Source organism: Rhodoferax sp. RT5P35 (assembly GCF_056521385.1).
Genome location: NZ_JBWMAX010000296.1, coordinates 1 through 1,110 on the forward strand (window position 1 = coordinate 1; position 1,110 = coordinate 1,110).

Annotated in this window: 1 protein-coding gene and 1 pseudogene; both read left to right on the forward strand. The window is 55.1% G+C overall.

Annotated features, from left to right (window positions below; all coding sequences use genetic code 11):
- On the forward strand, positions 1 to 697 hold a 697-nt coding region (locus AC097L_RS25765; protein WP_479589539.1), incomplete at its 5' end, for an amino acid ABC transporter substrate-binding protein.
- Between the two features lie 156 nt (positions 698 to 853).
- Positions 854 to 1,110: pseudogene (locus AC097L_RS25770) on the forward strand (amino acid ABC transporter substrate-binding protein); the annotation flags it as partial.

A 1,110-nucleotide genomic window follows, 5' to 3' on the forward strand; every position in this document is an offset into this window, starting at 1 on the left:
CATCTGCCGGGCACTGGTGGATGCCATTGGCCAGGAAATTGACCGTGAGCTGCTGGTCAAATGGCAGCTTGTCACATCCGAGACTCGCTTCAATGCGGTCACCTCGGGCCAGGTGGACCTGGAATGCGGCTCTACCACCAGCAACCTGGAGCGGCAAAAACTGGTGGGCTTTTCGCCCACGACATTTGTGTCCGGCACCAAGCTGCTGGTCAAGAACGGCTCGCCGGTCAAGTCGTTCCGTGACCTGGTCGGCAAGCGTGTCGGCGTAACGGCGGGCACTACCAACGAAAAAACGCTGCGCGAACTGTCCGAGAAGTTCAAACTCAATCTACAACTGGTAGTGTCGCGAGACCATGCCGAGTCGTTTGCCCAATTGGCATCCGGCAAGGTGGAGGCGTTCGCCACGGATGACGTGTTGCTCTACGGGCTTTTGGCGCAGAACAAGGCGCAGGCTGACTATGGTGTAGTGGGTGAGTTTCTGTCGTACGAGCCTTACGGCATCATGTACCGCAAGGGCGATGCGCCCTTGGCGGAGGTCGTGACAAAGACGTTCGCCACACTGGCAGAGGAGGGCGATTTAGGCCGCTTCTATACCCGTTGGTTTCTGCGCCGCTTGCCCTCGGGCGACAGCATCAATCTGCCCATGAGTCCGCAGTTGGTCACCATTTTCCAGGCTATGGTGGTGAGGCCGGAATAGCCTGTTTTCCATGCAGGCACAAAGTCTGCATACTGTGCAGAAGTCGATTGTTTTCGATCGCTCTGCATGCACCAAGAGTGGGCGCGAGGGTAATCCCTTGCACCTGTTTCTTTAAAATTTGCGTTGTGTAGTTCTTATCATTTACTTGGAGTTTTCATGAAGAAACATTTGCTCGCCCTCGCGGTACTCGCTTTAGCCGCTGGTGGCGCATTTGCACAGGCAAACGACACCATCGCCAAAGCCAAGGCATCGGGCGTCTTTACACAAGGTGTGCGTGACTCTTCGGGCTCACTCGCCTTCACCTTGGGCGACGGTAAATATGCGGGCTACCACTATGAAATTTGCCAGCACATCATTGCCAATCTGGAAAAAGCCATTGGTAAAAAGCTGGATGTGAAGTACCAGTTGGTGAC